We start from the raw sequence: 17535 nt of genomic DNA, 5'->3' as shown, positions 1-17535 counted from the left end.
AAGGCCCTTGGCTGGGACAGCCCGCTCCGCGGGGCCGGGTCAGTAGCCGTGGGGGGTAAGAACGTCGACGTAGATAGGGTCGCGTTCGGTGCCGCCGAGGGTGACGGTGTCGTACTTCACACGTCCATAGTAGGCATTGGCGTCGATGGCCCGACCGTTACCGATGTAGACACCGGTGTGGTCGAGATCGCCGCCGTAGCGGATTCCGTCGCTCGGGTCGGTGTCCCAGAAGACCAGGTCGCCGGGCCGGGGGTTGGTGGTGCGACGGCCCTGGTTGATCTGGCCCTGAAGCCAGTAATTGAGCTGGAGGCCGCGTCCTGTGGCGCGCTTGGTTCCGTCCCAGATGACGTGACGGTTGAGGCACTCGCAGTCGACGCGGGCGGTGCCACACGTCCAGCCGTAGGCGAGCTTGTATGGGGTGCCGAGGTACGCCTTGGCCGCATCGACGACGGCCCGACGGACTCCGACCTCCTGGACCACGGCGTCCGCTGCGGGAGCACCAGCGTCGCGGGCCGGGGCGGCTGAGGCGGGTGCGGCGAGGGCGCCCGCGAGAGCGGCGGCGGACGCGGTGACAGCGATGGCGGTTCTGCGGCGGTTGGTGTTCGGGATCCGGAACATGGGCTCTCTCCTTGTTGGTGACCGAGTGGATCCGCTACAGGCTCAGACGGGTGGGATCTCCTCCGCACGACTTCGAAAGGCCTCTGGTGAGCGAGGCCCAGGATGTGGTCTCCGTTCCGGGCCGGTCATGGGGGGCGTTGCAGATCAGCGCGCACGCGACAGCCGCCGGTGACGAGGGTGACCAGGCCGACCTCAATGCCGGACACGTCTGTGGGGGCGTTGAGCGGACCTGGGTACCGTCGAAGGGCGAAGTCGATGGCCCTGATGGCCGACCGATCGCCGGCGCCAAAGGTGCCGCACTGGATTGGGATGACGTCGGGCCGTCCATGGCCTTGTCCCTCCCAAGGGCGCGGCACTCGTTCTTCGGACCGTACGAAAGAAAACGTAAGAGCCAAGCGTGTACACGTCAATAGTGTGTACGGTTGACATCAGGAGTCCGGTCCGGTGAGCAGACAGGATGATCAGTGGCCCGCCCCAGACAGCAGGACGCACGACGCATGGAGCTGCTAAACGCCGCCCGCACGGCAATACTCCGACGCGGCCTGCACGCTACCCGCGTCCGAGACGTCGCCGACGAGGCGGGCGTCGCCACCGGCACGGTCACCTACTACTTCCGGGAACTCGACGAACTCTTCGACCTCGTCTTCGCCGAGGCGGTCGAGCGATTTTGTGCCGTCCGTGAACGGGATGCGGCCAGCCGTTCCGAGCCGCGTGAGCAGCTCGCTGCCATTCTGCGCTCCGGGCTGCCGACAGGCCCCGACGACGAGTTGTGCTGCCTCCTGTACGAGTTCTCCCCCCGGGCACGACAGCGCCCTACAGACGCGCGGCTCCGACGGGAGTTGTACGGCCGTCAAGTGGACCTCTACGTCCAGGTCCTCAGGGCCGGCACCGACGCGGGGAGGTTTCTGCTGCGCCGTCCGGCGGAAGAGGTCGCGGCGAACCTCGTCGCCCTGGAGGACGCCTACGGATACCACGTGATCGCGCAGACGTTCATGACCAGACAGCAGGCGGAGCATCATCTGTTCGGCTACGCGTCGCTCGCCGTGGCGGACCCGTCTCTGGTGCCCTGAACGGCATGCCGTCAGCAACTCGCCGAACATCCGGTCGTGGCTCCTGACGGGAACGGTTCGTCCTGTCGAGCCGTTCGCGCTCGATCAGCGGGCCGCAACCGAGCCGGACCGGTGGACGGGAAACCCCGGCGAGATCCTGTGCCCGGACGACACACCAGGACGAAGCGACTTTCACCGCGGGCAGGAAACGCGACCGGTGTCCACTGCACGGCCGAATGCCTCACCGGTCAGATCAGTCCCGCGCGACGCGCGATGTCCTCGTTGTGCTGCATGTGCTGGTGGGCCGCCTCGCCCAGAGCCGCGACGAGTCCCGCGACCACCGTCTCGACGACGGCGAGCGTCGGTACGAGGCTGTCGTAGGGGGACGGGGTGGTGACCCGGCTCGGCAGGACGACCTCGGCGTGCGTACTGGTGGGCGAGAGCCAGGTGTCGGTGAAGACGATGATCTTGCAGCCCTGGTCGCGGGCGAGCTGGGCGATGGCCAGTTTGTCCTGCTCGTAGCGGCGGTAGTCGAAGAGGACCAGGACGTCCTTACGACCGAGCGCGCCGAGCGCGGCGGTGCGTTCGACGTGGCGGTCCGGCAGGAACCGTACGTCGTCACGCAGTTGCATCAGGTGCAGTCCGAGGTACTGGGACAGGAGGTGGGTGAATCGGCCTCCGGCGAGGGTGATACGCCGCTTGCGGTCGGACAGCAGCACGATGGCGCGTTCCAGGTCGTGCGGGGGTGTCTCGGCCAGGGTCTGGGCGACCGCTGCGGTGAGCAGTTGGCCGCTGCGGGCGATGAGAGCCTGGGGCGAGTCGGTGTCGGTGTCCTCGGACGCCTCGTACAGGGTCAGCGGTGAGGCGTTGCGTTCGTCGAGTTCGGCGCGGAGTGCGGCCTGGAAGTCCGGGAAGCCGTCGAAGCCCAGGCGGGCGACGAAGCGCAGGACCGTCGGCGCGCTCACGGCGGCGCGTTCGGCCAGGGTGGCGATGGTCTCGAAGCCGCTGGCAGGGTAGGCGGCCAGAAGCACCCGGGCGACCTTGCGTTCGGCAGGGCTGAGGGTGCCCAGCTTCTGACGGATGTCGTCGGCGAGGGTGCCGGAGGCCATGGGGGTGTCCTTTGCGGTCATGCCGGGTCCTGGGGAAGAGCTTACGGGCTGGGTTGCCGCCGGCAGGGCCGAGGCGGGAGAAGCCTGGCGCCGGCCCTGCCGCGACGTTTCAGCGGGGAGCGATGTCGACGCGCAGGCCGATGAGCGTATGCGCGGTGGTGCGGTCGGTGGACCAGGCGGAAAAGCCGGGCCGCTTGGCGACGGTGACGGCGAAGCGCGGTGTGCTCTCGTAGGTGGTGGCGGTGGCGGTGCGCTGGGCCCGGGTCACGGCGAGGGCGCGGGCGGTGTTCCGGAAGGAGTAGGGCGCGGCGTCGGGGTTGGCGAGTGAGGAGAAGACGTCAGTGTTGGCGGGGACGTGTGCGTGGCTGTGCGGTGCGAGCGGGCGCTTGCCCGGTGCCGGCAGGGGTCGGCGGTGGCGGGCGTCGTAGCGGTCGCCGTCGGCGAGGTAGGTGTAGCGGGCGTCGCGCAGGGTCCAGCCAGCTGGGGTGGGGCGGGCGCGGGCGTCGCGCAGGTCGAGGACGCCAACGCCTTCGGGGCCGAGGACGGTGAGCTTCTCATGGGTGGTGCCGGGATGGTCGACGACGAGGGCGGTGTTCTCCTCCAGGGCGTACACCCGGTCGTGGCCGGTGTCCGCGGCCAGACGCAGAGCGCGGCCCTCGCGGCCGGAGGTACCCGTGTGGGTGTCGATCAGGCCGGAGCGCAGGAAGCCGAAGCCGCCCTCGGGGATGTGGCCAAGCCGGGTCGGGTCCTCGAAGTAGCCCGGAGCGCTGCCGTCGCGCAGCGCCTCGTAGGATGCGCCGCCGCTGACCATGTGAGGGCCGGAGGCGATCTGCGCGCCGGCGGAGGTTCCGGCGACGACCGCGCCCTTGGCGAGCTTGGCACGGATTGCGGCGAGCACCTTGGAGTCGGTGTGCCGCTCGCCGTGCATGAGGGCGGTGAGGTAGCGGAACTGGTCGCCGCCGCCGAAGAAGAATCCGGTCATGGAGTTCACTTGGGCGACGACCTCGTCGGAGTCCGCGGCTGCGACGTGGTCGAGGTCGATCGGGATCCACTGGGCGTCCGCGGCGCCGTGCTTCTCGAGCAGGCTGGAGTAGTACGCACCGTTGCAGGCGGAGTTGCTGCAGGTGTCGGGATCGTCGGCGTTCGGGTCCTGGCTCTGGGGGACCGAGGCCGCGGTGAGCACACCGATGCGGGCTCGCTCGCCGCCGGCCCGTTTGACGATCTCGCCGAAGACCTGGGCGTTGTCCGCGCCCAATGCACCGCCGACGAGCACCAGCGACCCCTCTCGCGGGCCGGTGGTGTCCGGTGCGGACTGTGCAGCGGGCGACACGGTCAACGTGAGCGCGAAGGCGGCGCCGCATGCGAGCAGGGTACGGCGGTGCGGACGGGAAGGAACGCGCATAAGTACCTCCTTGAGTGAAGGGAAGTGACCGGGGCCCGATACGCCTCCCCGGGCGCCGGTTGGCCCGGCGGGCCGCTTCCGGCGGGAGGGCAGCCCGCCGGAGGATGTTTGCGGCCAGCCTGGCGTCAGGTCGAGAGGCCGCATGGTGGCGGGTCAACCACCGTTGTCGCCGAGGGAGGTGATGAGCCCGGCTAGCAGGGCGACCCGGTGGGGGACGCTGGTGGTGTCCAGCCACTCCTGGGGGGTGTGGTCGGCGCCGCCGACCGGTCCGAGGCCGTCCAGTACGGGGACGCCGGTGCCCGCGATGAGGTTGGCGTCGCCGACACCGCCGGTGGCGGCCACGCCGATGTCCAGCCCCAGGGCGCCGGCCACCGCCTCGGCGTGAGCGAGCATGTGCCGCGCGGCGGGGGTGTCCTCCATGGGGGGACACAGGTCCAGCTGCTCCACCGTCACCGCCGTACCGGGCACCTGCGGCCGGGCGGCGAGGTCCTCGACGGCACGCCGGGCCGTCGCGGCGCCGGCCAGGGTCGCGGTGCGGACCTCTAGGCGCAGTTCGGCCTCGGGACAGACGATGTTGGCGCGGGTGCCGGCCCGGACCACGCCAACGTTGACGGTGACACCGTCCCAGCGCCCGTTGAGCTGCTGGAGGGCCACGACGAGGTGGGCGGCGGCGAGTGCCGCGTTGGCGCCACGCTCGGGTTCGATACCGGCATGGGCCGCGCGTCCGGTAACGGTGAGCCGGTAGTCGGCCACCCCCTTGCGGGCGATGACCAGGTCACCGTTCTCCCGGGCGCATTCCAGGCCAAGGGCGAAGTGCACGCCCCGCGCGGTCTCCTCCGTCAGCGAACGGCTGGCCGGGGAGCCGATCTCCTCGTCCGGAGTGGCCAGGAAGACCAGTTCGGTGTAGGCGTCGACGCCACGCTGGTTCAAAATCTCCAGCGCGGCCAGTCCGGCCAGCATGCCCCCCTTGTCGTCGCTGACACCGGGGCCGTGTGCCAAGGAACCGTCCACACGGAACGGCCGCTGGACCGCCGTGCCGTCCTCGAAGACAGTGTCCATGTGCGCGGCGAGCAGGATGCGCCGCCCGCCTTCCGCTTCCGCGAGCCTGCCCTGCTTACGGGCCACCAGACCGTCACCGGTGCGGTGCCCGCCGACGGCAGGCAGTTGCTTTCTCTCGGCGGTGAAGCCGAGGAGCTCCAGCCGGGCCTGGACCCAGTCGGCGACCCTGTTGACCCCGTCGGGGCTGTAGGAGCCGGAGTCGATGGCGACCAGTTCGGCGAGGTCGGCCAGGTATCGCCGCTGGCGGCGCCGGGCGAGCGTGAGGAGTTCCGCGGTGCTCGTCCGGTGCCGCAGAGCGCCGCTCACAGGACCTTCGACAGAAACGCGCGGGTGCGTTCCTGCTCCGGTTCGACCAAGACACGGCGCGGGTCTCCGGCCTCGACTACGACCCCCTCGTCCATGAAGACGGCGGTGTCGCCGACCTCGCGGGCGAAGCCGATCTCGTGGGTGACGACGACCATCGTCATGCCGTCGCCGGCCAGGCCCCGCATCACGTCCAAGACGTCACCGACGAGCTCGGGGTCCAGGGCGGAGGTGGGCTCGTCGAAGAGCATTAGCTTCGGTCTCATCGCGAGGGCCCGGGCGATCGCGACGCGCTGCTGCTGTCCTCCGGAGAGCTGTGCGGGGTAGTGCCCGGCCCGGTCGGCCAAGCCGACCTGGGCCAGTAGCTGGTGCGCCTGCTCACGGGCCTCCGCCCGGGAGGTGCCGACGACCTTGACGGGGGCCTCCGCCACGTTCTCCAGTGCTGTCATGTGCGGGAACAGGTTGAAACGCTGGAAGACCATCCCGATGTCGCGGCGCCGCTCGGCGACCTCGCGCTCGCGCAGTTCGTACAGCTTGCCTCCCCGCTGGCGGTAACCCACGAGTTCGCCGTCGACGGTGAGCCGACCGCCGTCGACCTTCTCCAGGTGGTTGATGCAGCGCAGGAAGGTGGACTTGCCCGATCCCGAGGGGCCGAGGAGACAGCACACCTGGCCTCGTTCGACTGTAAGGTCGATGCCCTTGAGGACTTCGAGTCTTCCGAAGTGCTTGTGAAGGCCTTCGGCACGAACCATGGGGACGCTCATTGGTCCCGCTCCTTGTCTTCCGTGTCGCCGTCGACCGCGGTCTTCGTGGCGTCCGCGGCCGGCTCGCCGTGTACGGAGGCGGGGGACTTCCGGGCCGCGAGCCCGGCGGCTGAGCCGAGCACGCGCCGCAATGGGGAGACGTGTCCGGCGCGTGACGTGCCGCGTCCGTAGCGCCGCTCAAGCCACGCCTGGGGGACGCTGAGCAGGGACACCAGGGCCAGGTACCACAGGCTCGCGACGACGAGCATGGGAATGACCTGGTAGTTCTGGGCGTAGACCTCCTGGATGTTGGACATGAGGTCATGCGCGGAGATGACCGAGACCAGCGCGGTCATCTTGAGCATGTTGATGGTCTCGTTGCCCATGGGCGGGATGATGACCCGCATCGCCTGGGGCAGCACGATCCGCCGCATGGTGAGCGCAGGCCGCATGCCGAGCGAGTGCGCGGCTTCCGTCTGGCCGGTGTCGACGGACTGGATGCCGGCGCGCACGATCTCCGAGGCATAGGCGGCCTCGTTGAGACCGAGCGCCAGCAGCGCCGCGACAGCCGGAGTGAGCAGCGAGTTCGTCTCGGCCCGGAAGAAGGTGATGTCGGTGAAGGGAATGCCGATCATGACGTACTTGTAGAGGGCGGCCGCGTATCCCCAGAAGATGATCTGCACGAGCAGCGGGGTGCCGCGGAAGACCCACACGAAGAACGTGGCCAGTCCGTACAGGACGGGACTGGTCGACAGCCGCATCACGGCGATCAGGGTGCCGAGGGCGAGGCCGAGGCCCATGGCCGCCACTGTCAGCCACAGGGTGGTGACCAGGCCATCGAAGACGAGGTCGGCGACGAGGTAGTCGCCGACGATGTCCCAGCGCAGGTTGTCGTTCCGGGCGAGCGAGCCGACCAGGCCGACCAGCACGGCGACCGATGCCATGGCGGCCAGCCACCGTCCGTAGTGGCGGACCGGGACGACGTCCAGCTCCGCGGCGTTCGTGTCAGCCGACCGGGGAGTCTTGGCAGCAGGTTTCGTGTCGATCATCCCTAGTCGACCGCCTCGTTCTTCGTGGCTTCCTTCACGGCGATGGAGGCGACGCCGTACTTGCCACAGATCTTGTCGAGCGTTCCCTCATCGATCAGCGCCTGCAACGCCTTCTGGATCGCGACGGTGAGCTCGGGCAGCTTCTTGGACACGGCGATGCCGTTCGGCGAGGCGTTGTACCCGCCGGGCACCGCCGGGTCCTCCACCAGGTCGAACGCCTTGCCGTCGTCGGCCGTCTTGGCCGTCCAGCCCGCCGCCGGCTTGGTGACCACCTGCGCAACGGCCTTGTCGGCCCGCAGGGCGAGCTGGGCGTCCGAGTCCTTCGGGAAGGTCTGGATACCGATCGGCCCGCCGCCGGCCTTATCACAGGCAGCCTGGTGTGACTTGAGCAGCTTGAGCTGGTTGGTGGCGGCTTGTACGGCGACCTTCTTCCCGCACAGGTCGTCCAGGGTGGTGATCTTCTCCGGGTTGCCGTCGGCGACCAGGATGCCGGAGCCGGACTGGGTGTAGTCGACGAAGTCGACGACCTGCTGCCGCTCCTTGTTGTCCGTGATCGCCGACATGGCGATCTCGAACTTGCCCGCCTGGATGCCGGGGATGATGCCGTCGAACTTCTGCGCGCTGAACCCGAAGCGCACGCCGAGCTTGGCGCCGAGTGCCTGGCCAAGGTCGTAGTCGAGTCCGGTGAGTTCGCTCTCGCCCTCCTTCACGTACATCTCGAAGGGCGGGTAGGGCACGTCGGTGGCGACCCGGACGGTGCCCGACTCGCGGACCGACTCGGGCAGCGCGTTGTGCAGCGCCGGGTCCTTCTCGATCTCCACACCGGCGACGGTGGCCTTGCCGACGGCAGCGGGCGTGGCGGCGGGGTCATCGTCTCCGCATGCGGAGAGGGTCATGACGGCGGCGACCGTCAGGGTGACGGCCGCCGCGCGGCGGTACGGACGAGTGTTCATCGCGGTGGGACCTCTCGGAGAAGCGGGGCGGCGCGACCTGCCGCTGACTGCACATCGAGGAAATTACATTCGCGCAAGCCAGTTGACCAGATGTATCGCCTGTTACTTTCATGTAACGACGACCAAGCGGCACGGATGGGCGTGCAGGGGACTCCTGAACGGCAGATCGACTGGGTGACGGATCCCCTTACACAAAGGATCGGGCATACGTCTTCCCTGAAGTGCTCGCAACTTGTAAGTTCCGCTACCACCACAGCCGCGCCCGATCCCGCCATTCTCCTCTCCGGGGTCCGTCCCGAGCGCGCTCTTCCCTACGGAGGACGAATGCCCACCGGCTTCCTGCGCAGATCCGCCACCACCGCGGCGATCGCCTGCCTCACGCTCGCCGGCTCGCTCAGTGCGACAGGCGCCGCACAAGCGGCGGCCGACCGCATCAGACTCGGCAGCACGACCGACGCCACCCGCGCCATATGGTCGGGCCCCGCCTTCACCATGAACGGTTCTGGGGGCGTCGTCCCCGCCTCCATGCAGCGGGCGGTGAACAACATCCGCTCCGGCACCGGAAGCCTGGACGTCGTCGTCCTCGCCGGCTCCTCACCTTCCTCCGGCAGCAGGACCCCCGAGTGCGACACCGTCATGGCCCTGGCGGGCGTCAACTCCTGCACCACCTGGACCCTCACCAGAGCCCGCGACGCGAACAACTCACAGGTCAACGCGGACATCCGCAACGCCGAGTTCGTGTACTTCGCGGGCGGCGACCAGTGCCGGTACGCGGCCTGGAAGGGCACCGCGCTGGAATCCTCGGTCGAGTCAGTGGTCGCCAAGGGCGGCGGGTCGGGCGGAGGCAGCGCGGGGCACCACATCAACAGCTCGGTCGTGTACGACGCCTGCCGCGGCAGCGTCACCTCGGGCGAGGCACTCGACGACCCTTACGACCCCACCGTCACCTTCACCACCGGCATGTTCACCTGGCCCCATTACGCGAGCACCGTCAACGACTCGCACTTCGTCGCACGCGACCGCATGGGACGCACGATGGCCTTCGTCGCACGCGCACTGCAGGACGGGCTGACCACCGGCGGAACCGCCTGGGGTGTGGGCGTGGAAGAGGGCGGCTCCCTGTATCTGGACAACAACGGCCTGGCCACCCAGTACGGTGACGACGCCTATGTTGTCCTCGGTGACCACCGGCCCGAACAGGCCACCCCGGGCCAGCCACTGACCTACTCGAACTTCAAGATCTGGCGTCTACGCCCCGGCAGCCTTTACGACTTCGCCCACCGGCCCACCTGCGACTACTACCTGCGCAGCGTTACGGACGGCAGGCCGGACGGGAACCTCTACAGCGGTACGCCGGACGCACCCTGCGCTAGCTGACGACCCGTCGCTCCGCGACCGTGGCCCGGACACACGGCTGGGTGGTGACCCAGCTGCTGCGGTCGCCCCCCATCCGTGTGGGCCGTTTTTACCCTCCGGGCCTTCTCCCTGTTCGAAGCTGCTCGTCAGCTCCATCAGCCGCGCCACAACGGCGACACCGACGGGGTTGACAACAAACCAAGCTGATCGAAGAGGCCCGTCAACTTGGCAGACCCACCGCTGAGGGCTCAGCGGCCCGGCGGCGGCGTTCGGGAGCGAGGAAGACGGCCATGACCGGGATGAGGTAGAACAGCCAGACCGTGACCTGGAGGACGGTGGGGTCTGGCTGGAAGTTGAAAATGCCCTTCAGTAGAGTGCCGTACCAGGAATCGGGCGGGATGGTGCTGCTGATGTCGAATGCAAGGGTGCGCAGGCCGGGCAGGACGTCACCCTCCTGGAGATCGTGGATGCCATAGGCGAGGACGCCCGCGGCGACGAGGACGAGCATGGCACCGGTCCAGCGGAAGAACTTGGCCAGGTTGATGCGCAGGGTGCCCTTGTAGAACAGCCAGCCCAGTACCACCGAGGTGATCAGCCCGAGGAGGGCGCCGATCAGTGGGCGCACTCCGTCTCCGCTGGCCTGCACGGCAGTCCAGATGAACAGAGACGTTTCCAGCCCTTCACGGCCGACGGCGAAGAAGGCGGTGATCACCAGGGCGCCGGTACCGAGCGCCAGGGCGGCGTCCAGCTTGCCCTGGAGTTCGCTCTTGAGGTGTCGGGCGGTACGGCGCATCCAGAACACCATCCACGTGACCAGGCCGACGGAGAGAATGGAAAGGCTGCCACCGAGGATCTCCTGCGCCTGGAACGTGAGGGTGGAGGATCCGAACTGAAGCAACGCGCCGAAGGCGAGCGAGAGTGCGACGGCTATGGCGACGCCTGTCCACACGGGAGTGAGTCGGCCCTTGTTGTCGGTCTTGACGAGGTAGGCGATGAGAATGCAGACGACGAGGCTCGCCTCTAGGCCCTCGCGCAGCCCGATCAGGAAGTTGCCGAACACGCCGGTTCCTTTCTCCAGTTGATGCCGTGGGCCCGTGGTGTCTCAGGCGAACAGCGCCCGGCCCCACCAATCGTCCGTGTCGCGGACGCCGGGCGGGACGGCGAACAGCGCTGAACCCACGTGCTGGATGTACTCGTTGAGCGCGTCGGAGCGCGCCAGGCTGGTCTGGACGGGAATGAACCCGGTACGCGGATCACTCTGGTAGGCGAGGAAGAACAAACCCGCTTCCAGGCGGCCGAGGCCGTCGGTGCCGTCGGTGAAGGAGTAGCCGCGCCGCAGGATGGTCGCCCCGTGGTTGGAGTCCGGGTGCGCGAGGCGGACGTGTGCCTCCGGTTTCATGGCCTTCAGGAACGGCTCGTCATGCTCCTTGGCCTTGGTAACGGGAGCGCCTTCGCGTTTGTCACGGCCGAAGACTTCTTCCTGTTCCTGGAGCGAGGTGCGGTCCCAGGTCTCGATGTTCATCCGGATTCGACGGGCGACCAGGTATGAGCCGCCCGTCATCCAGTCGGCGCCGCCCCGCCCCGTGGCCCACACGTGCTGGTTGAGGGAGGAAGTGTCCGTCCCGGAGACGTTGCGGGTGCCGTCCTTGAACCCGAACAGGTTGCGCGGGGTCAGGGCGTCGGGCGTAGTCGAGGACGTCTTGCCGAAGCCGAGCTGGGACCAGCGCACCGCGACCTTGCCGAAACCGATCCGGGCCAGGTTGCGGATGGCGTGCACGGCGACCTGCGGATCGTCTGCGCACGCCTGGATGCACAGATCTCCGTTGCTGCGGGCCGCGTCGAGGTTGTCGCCGGGGAACTTTGGCAGGTCGACCAGTGCGTCCGGCCGCTGCTTGGCCAAACCGAAACGGTCGTCGAACAGGGACGGGCCGAAGCCGACGGTGAGCGTGAGGCGGGAGGGTGGAAGGCCGAGTGCTTCGCCGGTGTCGTCGGGCGGCGCTTCGAGGACTCCCCCGTACGCGCCGCCGCCGACCACGCGCCCCGCCGTCATCCGCTCGGCCGCGCGCGTCCAGTCCTTGAGCATGCGGATCAGCTCGGCGCGGTCGTCCGTCCTCACGTCGAAAGCCGCGAAATGCAGCCGGTCCTGCACCGCGGTGGCGATGCCGGCCTGATGAGGGCCGTGGAAGGGGACGGCACCACCGTCGCCGACGCTGTCACTGCCTCCACTGCCTGCTGCGGCTACGGCGCCCCCGGCTGCGGCGGCACCCAGCGCGAGCCCGGCGCCGCCCCACCCGAGCACCGCGCGCCTCGAGAAGGCGGCGTCACGCGGTTGACTGGACATTTCTGTTCCTGCCTGTCGTGCCGTGTTGTCCACTACTTCGCCACGGCGGCGGCGAGCTTCGACAGCGGCTCGGCCAGGGCGTTGACGCCGTCGGAGAGTTCCTTGCGCTCGACCTCGGGGACCTTGTCGTAGGACGTGTAGGTGTAGGAGTCCTCGTCCGCGCCGTTATCAGTGCGGTAGGCGTCCAGCTGTTTGGTCAGAGCGGCGAACTGCTTGTCGAGTTCCTTGGCCAGCGAGGCGTCGTTCTTCCGCGCGACCGGCTTCAGCAGGTCATAGGACTTCTGCGCGCCTTCCAGGTTGGCCTTGAAGTCGACCAGGTCGGTGTGCGAGTAGCGTTCCTCTTCGCCGGTGACCTTGCCGGAGGCGACCTCGTCGAGTAGCTCCTTGGCGCCGTTGGCGATGGAGGTTGGGGTGATCTCGGCGGTGCCGACCTTCCTCACCCAGTCGTTCAGGTCCGCCATCAGCTGGTCGGCGAGTGCCTTCTCACGGGCGCCGATCTTCTTCTCCTGCCACAACGCCTTCTCCAGGCGGTGCCAGCCGGTCCAGTCGGTCTTCGGATCCTGGCCGTCCTCCAGGCCGTCCTCACGGACGTCGACCTTGGGGTCGATGTCGCCGAAGGACTCTGCGACCGGTTCGGTGCGCTCCCACCCGATCCGGGACGGCGCGTACAGCTTCTTGGCCTGCTCGATGTCCCCGGCCTTGACCGCGTCGGTGAATGCCTTGGCCTTGGGCAGGGTCTGCTCGGCCTGCTTCAGCACGTAGGAGCGGTAGGAGGCGACGGCGGTATCGGCTTCCGGGCTGCGCGTGGCGGCCGTGTTCTTGCCGGTGAGCGTCACCTTCTGGCGGATGCCGTCGCCCTTCATGCCGGGCTTGCACGCGATCTCGTAGTCACCCGCCTTGAGTTCGGTGACCAGGGTCGCCTTCGTGCCGGGGCCGATGTTCTCGCGCTCGGCCGCGATCCGGTCATCCGGGAAAAGGACATACACCTCGGTGACCTTGGAGCCCTTATTCTCCAAAGCCAGGGTGACGTGTCCGGCGGGGATCTCGGTCTCGGAGACCTTGCATGCGGAGTCCGAGGCGGTCACCGAAACTGCGCCGTCATCGCTCGTCGCCTTCTGCGTGCAGCCCGACAGGGTGACGGCGACGGCTATCGCCGCACCGGTACCGCGGAGCAGGTGACGAGGTCTGGCGGACATGAATGGTCCTCAATTCGCGCAGGTCGGACAGGGGCATGGGCGTACTTGCCCGGCCGCAGCGGAGTCTACGTAAAAGCAGGCGGTGAGGAAAGGCTGCCCTTATCTCGCCCTGGTGTGGGAGCGGTCACTCCGAGGGGTGCTGGCCCTGGGCCGTTTCGACTCCGCGGTGAAGCCAGACAGCGCCGCTCAGTGACGAAGCTCCGGCTGCCGTGCACACCAGGGCAATCACGAGCACTGCGGGGACCACGCGCCGGACAGGTGGCGGTGCGAGCAGGGCCCGAACGCGAGCCGGAACCGGCCCCGTCGCCGCGGCCGGGGCCAGTGTGGCATTGTCCGACGCCGCTGCGGTGCGACTAGCGGCGAGCGCGGCCCGGCCCACGGCCTGGGCGGTGAGCGAGCGATCCCCGCAGTGGCGGGCAGCAGCGTCGTCCGCCGCCCGTTCGACGGCGAACGACGCGTGGGCGGCGACAGTGGCCAGGGCCGGGTGGCACCAGCCGGCGAGTTGGGAGACGGAGAGGAATAGGTGGTGCTTCGCAGCGAGGTGCGCCCGTTCGTGCGCGAGCAGTGCCTCCCGCTCCGCCGGCCCCAAGGCGCGCAGCATCCCAGAGGTCACCACGATCCTGTCCGAGCCGCGCAGGCCGCCCGGCAGTGCAAAGGCATCGGGGCGCGGGTCGTCCAGTACGCAGAGTCCTCCGGCGTCCGGCAGGTCGGCGACGTATGTACGCGCAGCCCGCAGCCGCGACACCTCCGCGAACGCCTTGCACACAGCGCGGGCCACGGCCAGGGTGAAGGCGCCGGCCGCGAACGCCGAGATGCCCAGCACCACCGGCTCAGGACCCGCAGCCAGCGGCTGGACCAGATCCGCGAGAGCACCCACCGGCGGCACGGCCAGGGCGAGGGGCAGCACCAGGGCTCCCAAGCACGTCATGACGCCGACGGCCAGCGCGGCCGTCGCGCAGGTGACCGTCCACAGCGCGACTTCGGACCGCACGCTCTCCACGGCGCGCCGCGCCAGCGGCGGGAGGGCCCAGGGCAGGACGAGAGGGATCAACAGGAGGGCGATCAACGGCCGCCTCCCTCCAGCAGACGCTTCAACTCCGCCTCGTCGGCAGGGTCGAGTCCTTCGACAAACCGGGCCAGCACCGTGCTGCGGTCATCGTCCTGCCGGAGTTCCTGATGCATCCGCCGGGCTGTCAGGCCGTGCGAGTCCTCCACCGCGAAGTACAGGAACCCCCGTCGGCCAGGCGTCCGCCCCACCACGCTCTTCTCGTGCAGGCGTGTGAGCAGGGTCGCCACCGTGGTTCGTGCCAACTCCTGCGGTATCGCCGCTCTCACCTCGGCCGCCGACTGCGGACGGTCCGCCGCACACAGCGCCGCCAGCACGCTGGCCTCCAGCTCGCCCGCGGGCCTGCGCTCGCCCACCGTGTCGGTCATGGAGCTGTCCTCTCCGCCGCATCGTCTACAGTAGAGTAGACAGACTACTGCACTGTAGACGCAAAGGGCCTTATCCTCGCGCGCCGTAGAAGCGGTACTTGTTCGTGTCCGGTATACCCGACAACCCATTATCGAAGGGGCTCAGCGCCGATGACGCTCGCGCACCACGCCGCACCCCCACTCCCGCTCGCCGTGAACGTCGTCGACGCGCAGTCGCCGATTGCCGCCTTCGCCACGATCCGCAAGGCCGTCGTGATGTCCGCCGAGACCGGCCTGCTCATCGATTCCTTCCTCCCCGGTGACTCACCGCTCTTCACCGCCGGACTGCTGTACTTCAAAGACTCGGCCGCCACAGCGGGTCCCCTACCCATTCCGGGGGCCCTGGTCGCCTCTACGACCAGCACCCTGGCCGGCGCTCAGACAAGCCATCTGCTCGGCGGCAGCGCCGGACCGGCGCTGCTTGCCCGCACGAAGCCCGGCATGATCCGCGACGGCGCCGAACGCGTCGCACACACTCCTAAACGGTACCGGCACGCCAAGGTCATCATTCGGGCCCCTTCCCTGCCGCCTGTACGGACCGCACTGGACCCGCTCGCCGAAGCCCTTGCCGTGCCCGCCCGAACATTCACCCTCTGGTACGTCCTCGGCGGGCTGGTGTTGACCGCGGGCCTGATGCCCGCCGGGTACGACGGTCTGAGCGCATCGGCTCCCGACTCTGACCGACACCTCCTGCCGATCATCGCAGTCTTCGTGCTCGTCTCACTGATCCCCATCGCCCTGGAGCTGCTGTGCTCCCGGCGCGCCCGCCCGGCCGACGGAGACGGTGCCTGATGCAGGAAACCATGAGGGTGTCCGGCGCCCAGGTGTATGACGGTTCGGGAGTCGACGGGACCGCCTACCTCGAAGTGGTGGACATGGCACACCGTGCTCCGGCCTGGTTCGACCGTGCCGTCTCCGACTACTCGTCGTACGGGCTGACGCTGTTCGCCGCCCTGATGCTCGTCGGATGGTGGCGGGCCCGCCGCCAAGGCGCGCCGCAGGCGATCAAAGCCCTGGCTGTGCCTGTCCTGACCGTGGTCGCCTTCGGTCTCAGCACGCTGGTGAAGCAGACGGTGCATGAGAACCGACCGTGCCGGTCCCTGCACGTGGTCACGATAGAGGCCTGTCCGGCGCCTGACGACTGGTCGTTCCCAAGCAACCACGCCACCCTGGCCGCCGCCGCGGCTGTCGCCCTGTGGTTCGTCTCGGTCCGGCTCGGCGCGATCGCCGCCGTCGGCGCGCTGGCGATGGCCGGTTCCCGCGTCTGGGTCGGCGCTCATTATCCCCACGATGTCCTTGCCGGAATCGCGGTCGGGACCGCTCTCACCGTCGCCGCCGCGCTGCTGCTCCAGCGGTGCGCCTCCGCCCTGGCCGGCGTTGTCGGCCGAAGCCGTCTGCGCGTCCTGATCACTTCATGACCGCCACCGACATCTCGCGGGCCTGAGCCGGGCAGTTGGCGAATCCCGGTCCGGGCCATCAACACCGACACAGCTCTCAAGCACACTTGGACACCCATGCCCGGAAGGAGTTCGGCGTGAAGGCGGCGGTATCGGTACCGCGTAAGCCGACGCAACCCTCTCAGATCGGGCCGGTCAACCACTACCCTCGAAGCTGCCGCGGCGTCAGCACGAGCAAGTGGACGCATATCTGCATGTACGGGCGGACGGCCCTTGCGCGGACCACTCCACCGGAGTCCGTCCCCAGTCCTACCGCCATGCGCGTGCACGAAGTCGACCGGCCGGTACAAGGCGGGCCACTCCTACTACGACCCCGCCCCCGGCCGCGTCACGCAGTCTGCCCCTACGGCCAGGAGGCCAACGGCTGTCTCCACGTCGACGTCGGCCCCATCAACAACTCTGCCCCCTCAGCGCTCACCGTACAGACCCCAGCGGAGGCGCGGTCGGTAGAGAGTGGCCTGCCGGTGTTGCAGGCTGCGCGGGCGGCCGGAGCGCGGCAGGCAATCCCGGCCGCGGCGGAGCCGCGGCGTGCGGCGATGGTTGAGAAAGCACGCGCTGCTGGCCTCTCGTCTATGACGGGCGCGATCGGGGGAACGAGGGGCATGACGGGTCGGGCGGCGGCCGAGCAGATCGGTGTAGACGCGACCACGATGAAGCAATGGCGCGCCAGCAATCAGCCTGAAGAAGCCCCGTCCACGGATGTCCTGATCGTGCGGCCGGCCCGGCAGTTGCCGGCCCGGCCAGGGGGCAGAAGGGTGCCCCCTGGCCGGACACGGCGTACAGCCGTACGCGGGTGCGGAGTGGTACAGGCTGGTTTCGCCACAGTAGAGCGCGAGGCCTGTCCCCACCCGCGCACCGAGCCGTTCGGGTGCACGCGGGTGCGACGGCCGGGCCGTTGCCCGACCGTCGCGGGTCCATGATGGACGCAAGCGTCCCGCTGGCCTCCGGCCGGCGGGACGCCACGACCGGGCAGCACCACACATTGTCCCCCCCCCGTGTCCCCGCCTGTCCGAGTGTCGTTGCTGCTCGTGGTGATGCACATGCTCCCGCCCCCACGGGGACATGTACGGGGGCCCTGGAATTGCCGCGCCCGGTACCAGGGCCCTGCCCCACTCATCCGCGCGCCGGCTTCCGCTGCAACTCCTCGACTGCGTCTGACGGGCTGCGTCACAAGAGAAGCCCCGGCGCCCTCACCACGGAGGTCAGGTCTCTGTCATCAGCAGCCGGAGTCGTTGATGCCGGCGGCAAGCTGGCCGACAACGTCCAGGACGCCCTGCTCGAAGTGTGCCTGGGTCCGCCGACGTAGCCGTACGACGATGATGACCGCCGGGAGCACCGCTACGTTGATCGTCAGCACACCCAACCCCCTGACGGACACGCCTCCAGGAAGGTGCACTGCTGAGGCGCTGATGTTCTGTGAGGATGGC

At 68.9% G+C, this 17535-nt stretch carries 17 protein-coding genes; 4 read left to right on the top strand and 13 right to left on the bottom strand.

Annotation, left to right across the window (positions count from 1 at the left end):
• Window positions 1-39: 39 nt before the first annotated feature.
• Complete coding sequence (locus ACFW01_RS28140) at window positions 40-618, bottom strand: NlpC/P60 family protein (protein WP_384508047.1); 579 nt, start codon at window positions 616-618, stop codon at window positions 40-42.
• A 497-nt stretch (window positions 619-1115) separates the two neighbouring features.
• On the opposite strand from ACFW01_RS28140, the gene ACFW01_RS28135 reads away from it, so the two are divergent.
• A complete protein-coding gene (locus ACFW01_RS28135) occupies window positions 1116-1688 on the top strand; it encodes a TetR/AcrR family transcriptional regulator (RefSeq protein WP_384508044.1) in 573 nt (190 codons plus the stop codon).
• A 227-nt stretch (window positions 1689-1915) separates the two neighbouring features.
• Here ACFW01_RS28135 and ACFW01_RS28130 read toward each other — a convergent pair whose 3' ends face one another.
• The 6 genes from ACFW01_RS28130 to ACFW01_RS28105 form a co-directional block, all read right to left on the bottom strand.
• Window positions 1916-2797, bottom strand: coding sequence for a MurR/RpiR family transcriptional regulator (locus ACFW01_RS28130; protein WP_384508041.1), 882 nt, complete (start codon window positions 2795-2797; stop codon window positions 1916-1918).
• Window positions 2798-2885: 88 nt separating this feature from the next.
• Window positions 2886-4178: a cyanophycinase gene (locus ACFW01_RS28125; protein ID WP_384508038.1), complete on the bottom strand. Its 1293-nt coding sequence runs from the start codon at window positions 4176-4178 to the stop codon at window positions 2886-2888.
• A 153-nt stretch (window positions 4179-4331) separates the two neighbouring features.
• The gene (locus tag ACFW01_RS28120) at window positions 4332-5543 is read right to left on the bottom strand and encodes a M20 family metallopeptidase (RefSeq protein WP_384508035.1); all 1212 of its coding nucleotides are present in this window, start codon (window positions 5541-5543) and stop codon (window positions 4332-4334) included.
• Window positions 5540-6292, bottom strand: coding sequence for an amino acid ABC transporter ATP-binding protein (locus tag ACFW01_RS28115; RefSeq protein WP_384508176.1), 753 nt, complete (start codon window positions 6290-6292; stop codon window positions 5540-5542). The genes ACFW01_RS28120 and ACFW01_RS28115 overlap by 4 nt, the downstream gene beginning before the upstream one ends.
• Window positions 6293-6300: 8 nt before the next feature.
• Window positions 6301-7332, bottom strand: a complete 1032-nt coding sequence (locus ACFW01_RS28110; protein ID WP_384508032.1) for an amino acid ABC transporter permease — start codon at window positions 7330-7332, stop codon at window positions 6301-6303.
• 2 nt (window positions 7333-7334) lie between these two features.
• Complete coding sequence (locus ACFW01_RS28105) at window positions 7335-8285, bottom strand: ABC transporter substrate-binding protein (RefSeq protein WP_384508029.1); 951 nt, start codon at window positions 8283-8285, stop codon at window positions 7335-7337.
• A gap of 324 nt (window positions 8286-8609) precedes the next feature.
• Between ACFW01_RS28105 and ACFW01_RS28100 the strand changes: the two genes are divergently transcribed.
• Window positions 8610-9662: a hypothetical protein gene (locus ACFW01_RS28100; protein ID WP_384508026.1), complete on the top strand. Its 1053-nt coding sequence runs from the start codon at window positions 8610-8612 to the stop codon at window positions 9660-9662.
• Between the two features lie 199 nt (window positions 9663-9861).
• On the opposite strand, the gene efeU is transcribed toward ACFW01_RS28100, so the two are convergent.
• From efeU to ACFW01_RS28075, 5 genes are all read right to left on the bottom strand, one after another.
• Window positions 9862-10701 (bottom strand): iron uptake transporter permease EfeU, encoded by an 840-nt coding sequence (gene efeU, locus ACFW01_RS28095; protein WP_384508023.1) that lies wholly within the window; start codon window positions 10699-10701, stop codon window positions 9862-9864.
• A gap of 42 nt (window positions 10702-10743) precedes the next feature.
• Window positions 10744-11982, bottom strand: coding sequence for an iron uptake transporter deferrochelatase/peroxidase subunit (gene efeB, locus ACFW01_RS28090; protein WP_384508020.1), 1239 nt, complete (start codon window positions 11980-11982; stop codon window positions 10744-10746).
• A gap of 32 nt (window positions 11983-12014) precedes the next feature.
• Window positions 12015-13178 (bottom strand): iron uptake system protein EfeO, encoded by a 1164-nt coding sequence (gene efeO / locus ACFW01_RS28085; protein ID WP_384508017.1) that lies wholly within the window; start codon window positions 13176-13178, stop codon window positions 12015-12017.
• Between the two features lie 124 nt (window positions 13179-13302).
• Complete coding sequence (locus ACFW01_RS28080; RefSeq protein WP_384508014.1) at window positions 13303-14244, bottom strand: M48 family metalloprotease; 942 nt, start codon at window positions 14242-14244, stop codon at window positions 13303-13305.
• On the bottom strand, window positions 14241-14612 hold the full coding sequence (locus ACFW01_RS28075; protein WP_384508011.1) for a BlaI/MecI/CopY family transcriptional regulator: 372 nt from the start codon (window positions 14610-14612) through the stop codon (window positions 14241-14243). Before ACFW01_RS28075 ends, ACFW01_RS28080 begins: the two co-directional genes overlap by 4 nt.
• 150 nt (window positions 14613-14762) lie before the next feature.
• On the opposite strand from ACFW01_RS28075, the gene ACFW01_RS28070 reads away from it, so the two are divergent.
• On the top strand, window positions 14763-15443 hold the full coding sequence (locus tag ACFW01_RS28070; RefSeq protein ID WP_384508008.1) for a DedA family protein: 681 nt from the start codon (window positions 14763-14765) through the stop codon (window positions 15441-15443).
• Window positions 15443-16069 (top strand): phosphatase PAP2 family protein, encoded by a 627-nt coding sequence (locus ACFW01_RS28065; protein WP_384508005.1) that lies wholly within the window; start codon window positions 15443-15445, stop codon window positions 16067-16069. The genes ACFW01_RS28070 and ACFW01_RS28065 overlap by 1 nt, the downstream gene beginning before the upstream one ends.
• A gap of 1255 nt (window positions 16070-17324) precedes the next feature.
• On the opposite strand, the gene ACFW01_RS28060 is transcribed toward ACFW01_RS28065, so the two are convergent.
• Window positions 17325-17465, bottom strand: coding sequence for a hypothetical protein (locus ACFW01_RS28060; RefSeq protein ID WP_384508002.1), 141 nt, complete (start codon window positions 17463-17465; stop codon window positions 17325-17327).
• Window positions 17466-17535: the final 70 nt, after the last annotated feature.

It is taken from the genome of Streptomyces sp. NPDC058985 (genome assembly GCF_042740985.1).
Lineage (GTDB): Bacteria > Actinomycetota > Actinomycetes > Streptomycetales > Streptomycetaceae > Streptomyces.
This window is presented reverse-complemented; position numbering and strand designations above follow the sequence as displayed.

What these genes read in the sequence shown, in the direction of transcription:
- ACFW01_RS28100 (WP_384508026.1), top strand. Translation starts at nt 8,610, where the DNA reads ATGCCCACCGGCTTCCTGCGCAGATCCGCCACCACCGCGGCGATCGCC.
- ACFW01_RS28135 (WP_384508044.1), top strand. Translation starts at nt 1,116, where the DNA reads ATGGAGCTGCTAAACGCCGCCCGCACGGCAATACTCCGACGCGGCCTG.
- ACFW01_RS28065 (WP_384508005.1), top strand. Translation starts at nt 15,443, where the DNA reads ATGCAGGAAACCATGAGGGTGTCCGGCGCCCAGGTGTATGACGGTTCG.
- ACFW01_RS28110 (WP_384508032.1), bottom strand. Translation starts at nt 7,332, where the DNA reads ATGATCGACACGAAACCTGCTGCCAAGACTCCCCGGTCGGCTGACACG.
- ACFW01_RS28070 (WP_384508008.1), top strand. Translation starts at nt 14,763, where the DNA reads ATGACGCTCGCGCACCACGCCGCACCCCCACTCCCGCTCGCCGTGAAC.
- ACFW01_RS28125 (WP_384508038.1), bottom strand. Translation starts at nt 4,178, where the DNA reads ATGCGCGTTCCTTCCCGTCCGCACCGCCGTACCCTGCTCGCATGCGGC.
- efeO (WP_384508017.1), bottom strand. Translation starts at nt 13,178, where the DNA reads ATGTCCGCCAGACCTCGTCACCTGCTCCGCGGTACCGGTGCGGCGATA.
- ACFW01_RS28105 (WP_384508029.1), bottom strand. Translation starts at nt 8,285, where the DNA reads ATGAACACTCGTCCGTACCGCCGCGCGGCGGCCGTCACCCTGACGGTC.
- ACFW01_RS28130 (WP_384508041.1), bottom strand. Translation starts at nt 2,797, where the DNA reads ATGACCGCAAAGGACACCCCCATGGCCTCCGGCACCCTCGCCGACGAC.
- ACFW01_RS28140 (WP_384508047.1), bottom strand. Translation starts at nt 618, where the DNA reads ATGTTCCGGATCCCGAACACCAACCGCCGCAGAACCGCCATCGCTGTC.
- efeB (WP_384508020.1), bottom strand. Translation starts at nt 11,982, where the DNA reads ATGTCCAGTCAACCGCGTGACGCCGCCTTCTCGAGGCGCGCGGTGCTC.
- ACFW01_RS28115 (WP_384508176.1), bottom strand. Translation starts at nt 6,292, where the DNA reads ATGGTTCGTGCCGAAGGCCTTCACAAGCACTTCGGAAGACTCGAAGTC.
- ACFW01_RS28075 (WP_384508011.1), bottom strand. Translation starts at nt 14,612, where the DNA reads ATGACCGACACGGTGGGCGAGCGCAGGCCCGCGGGCGAGCTGGAGGCC.